At 68.1% G+C, this 3,072-nt stretch carries 4 protein-coding genes; 2 read left to right on the forward strand and 2 right to left on the reverse strand.

Translation table 11 applies throughout. The features are described 5' to 3' along the window. Positions 1-245 precede the first annotated feature (245 nt). Positions 246-392 carry a hypothetical protein gene (locus tag ABZ818_RS42665; RefSeq protein ID WP_361427696.1) on the forward strand — a complete coding sequence of 49 codons (147 nt, stop codon included), beginning with the start codon at positions 246-248 and terminating at the stop codon, positions 390-392. Between the two features lie 811 nt (positions 393-1,203). Here ABZ818_RS42665 and ABZ818_RS42670 read toward each other — a convergent pair. Both ABZ818_RS42670 and ABZ818_RS42675 read right to left on the reverse strand, forming a co-directional pair. Then, the gene (locus ABZ818_RS42670) at positions 1,204-1,776 is read right to left on the reverse strand and encodes a nuclease-related domain-containing protein (RefSeq protein ID WP_361427687.1); all 573 of its coding nucleotides are present in this window, start codon (positions 1,774-1,776) and stop codon (positions 1,204-1,206) included. Between the two features lie 162 nt (positions 1,777-1,938). Further along, a complete protein-coding gene (locus tag ABZ818_RS42675) occupies positions 1,939-2,079 on the reverse strand; it encodes a hypothetical protein (RefSeq protein ID WP_361427690.1) in 141 nt (46 codons plus the stop codon). A 541-nt stretch (positions 2,080-2,620) separates the two neighbouring features. On the opposite strand from ABZ818_RS42675, the gene ABZ818_RS42680 reads away from it, so the two are divergent. Then, positions 2,621-3,072: hypothetical protein (locus ABZ818_RS42680; RefSeq protein ID WP_361427693.1), on the forward strand; the 452-nt coding region annotated here is incomplete at its 3' end.

Here is a 3,072-nt window from a genome sequence, read left to right on the forward strand (position 1 = left end):
CGTTTTTTTTTTCCTTTATTACTTATTCTTCTTTTTTTTTTTTGTTTTTTTTTTTTTTTTTGTTTTATCTCCTCTATTTTTCCGTGTGGTGGTGTGCTCTTTTGTTCTCTATTCATCAGTCCCCCAACGACCTGTGACCCCCACGCCCGGGTCGCCGCGGGCCCCCTTGCATCACGGTTGAGTACCGAGCCGGAATTGTGGCTTCCATCACGGCCGACGTGATCTTGCCCTGGTGAGATCGCCGGATGCTCGGCTTCCTCGTCCGTCTCCTGCCCTTTTGGGTCCGCGAGCCCCTGCTCGTCGTGGTCGGGTCGGTGTTCGGCGTCCGCATCATGTATCTCGCCGCGGTCGAGAGGGAATGGGTCCCGGCCGGGATCGGCACCGTGTGGTGAGGGTGAACACGGTGTGGCCGCTGGGCCGGTCCCCTGTCGGCACACGGCGGGCCTGGCGCAAGCGCGAGGAACTGCAGCGATGGGTGAACGGGAAACAGGGGCCGAAGTGGTGGGAGATCGCGCCCGCGTTCGCGGCGGTCCTCACCGTGATCGGGTTACCCCTGGTCGGTCTCGGCTGGCTGTGGTCCCGGGTCGGCTGGTGGGCGGCGCTGCTCGCGGCAGCAGCCCTCGCGTACGCAGTCCGGGCCGCGGTGCGCCAGCGGCGGGCCGTGCTCACGCGGCGCCAGCGGCAGGCGAGGTGCTTCTCCCTCCCCGAGATCGACGTCTCCGACGACCGAAGGTTCCGGGCGATCGTCGGGCGGCTGCTGCTGCGCGACGGCTGGACGCAGGTCCGCGGGGTGCGCATCAGCCGGGAGGTGGTGCACCTGGTCGGCAACGGCCCAGGCGGACGCCAGCTCGGCGTGGCCTTCGAGCGAGGTATCGACCGCGCGGGGCAGATCGGGGGACGTGCGGCCCTGCGCCCGGTGCGCGGTGCTCCGCAACTGCCGACTGCTACCGCGCCGGGCGTCCGGCCGCTGTTCCTGGTGGTCAGCTCCGGAACGTTCGCCCGTGAGCGGGTGGTGTGGGCGGCCCGGCACGGGGGTGCGGCTCGTCGACCGGGCACTGCTGGAGCGGTAGGCAGCCGGCGAGGACCTGGCGGTGCTCCTCGACCTGGGCCTGGACCACGCCCACTCGGACGCGTCGTAACCGGACGGGACATGACGAAGGGCCCGGGATCTCCTCCCGGGCCCCTGCTGTCGACGTGCCCGGGTCAGCTGCTGTGCCGGGGCAGGCACTGCTCGGCCAGCTGCTCCACGGCCGTGACCCGGGCAGCGTCCCATCCGGGCTGGGGAGAGAGGCCGGTCAGCATTCCGCGCAGCTTCTTGGCCTCGACTACGGTGACGCCGTGCAACTCGGTGCGCCCGCGCGGCGCGGCCTTCGCCCCGTGCACGGCAAGGATCAGGCGGACCGGCACCCCCAGCACCTTCGCGGCCTGCTCCGCCTCCCACACCACGGTCTGCAGCGCCCGGGTCTGGTCGTACCGGCCGTAGCGCAGCAGCCCGCCGGTGATGGTGATGCGGGACTCCTTCGACCGCCAGTTCTTGCTGTCGACCAGCGCCACGCCGAACAGTCCAGCGACCAGGTGGTCGAGGTTGGCCTTCGACCCGGGGATGGCCCGGTCGTGCAGCACGGCGTAGCCGCGGCGGGCGAGGGGCGCGAGCAGCCGGGCCGTGGCCTCCTCGCCGTCGGCGCCGGACGTCCAGCTGTTGTGCTGGCGGCGGTAGGTCTGGCGGATGCCGTAGGCGAGGACGGCGGCGGCGACCAGGGCGCCGACCTGCCACACGGTGACGGTGCCGGCGGCCCACCCGATGACGGCGGCGGTTGCGGCGGTCAGCGGCAGTGCCCACTTCGCGCGGCGGTGCTGGGCGGCGCGCTCGGCCGCGCGCTGTAACTCGCCCTGGCGGCGGGCGCTGGCTCCAGCCCCGCCTCGGCGACCTGGTGTGCGTCATGTCGTCCCCTCCTGCTGGTCGTGGTCGTCGGTGACGAGAGTGGTCTGCAGGTGGCCGCGGAATGCCAGCCGGTCCATGAGCAGGGCGCGCGCCTCCTCGCAGCCCTGGGCATGCTGGACAAGGTCGTCGTCGTCCATGCGGACCTGGTCCGTTGGCGGAGTGTGTTGTCCCGTGATCCATCAGCGTGTCGGTGTCGTCCGGGGCCATCGCGGGGTCCGCCGGTTCGGCGGTGCCAGTGTCCGCGGCGAGCTCGTCGGGCGCGTCCTCGGTGGGTTCGCTGTCGCTCAAGGCGGGGCCGGTGCCCTCGGGCGGGGCGTCTGTGGTGTTCTCGTCGTCCTCTTCCCACGGCTTGTCGCCCGCAGGGAGGGCCTTGATGGCGAATCCGTATCGTCTGTTCACGGGGCGGAGGATGGCCACGTGAGGAGCTAGTGTCGCGGGCCGACGCGAACCTGTTAGAACCGCTGAAACTGACGGTGCGTCCAAGAAGACAAGTCTCAAAGCATGTGAGGTTCAGTGACCCGTTCTCGTCCGCGATTGCGTATACGGCAAGTTGCCCCTCGTCCGCCTATGCCGCAGCCACAGCCACAGCCACCAACGCCGACACCCCAACCACTTGGCACCGTTGACCGGTTACTCAGGTGGTACAGGCGGGCCGACTGGGCCAAGCACACGGCTGTGGTGGCTGCTGCGGTAGCGGCCGCGAGTCTCGCCGTAACCGCGTGGGGAACCTACAAGTCCGCCCAGGTTGCAGACGATCAGCTCGCCCAGTCCCGCGATGCCAACGAAAAGGAAGCCAAGGCCCAGGCATCACGCATCTCGTGGTGGATTGAGAGCTCTGACGCGCAGGACTTGGTCTTTGCGAACCGGTCGTTGGACCCCGCCTGGATATGGCTGTACATCCAAACCGGCGACCAGATCAGAACGGACACGGGCGAGCTACTCCAAGCCGGAGAGCTACCTCCCTGCACACGCATCAGCATCCCCGTGATCCGGGTGTCGACGACAGTCTCCGAGGTTTACAAGCCGAAGTCGACCCCTAGTAGACTGTCGCAGCTAATATTTGGGATAGAGATGGCGCAGTTTGATGCGTGCATCGTGGGTGGTGAATTGCCAGTCCACCTGACGCTGGT

The organism is Streptomyces sp. NPDC047453, assembly GCF_040643155.1.
Classification (GTDB): Bacteria; Actinomycetota; Actinomycetes; order Streptomycetales; family Streptomycetaceae; genus Streptomyces.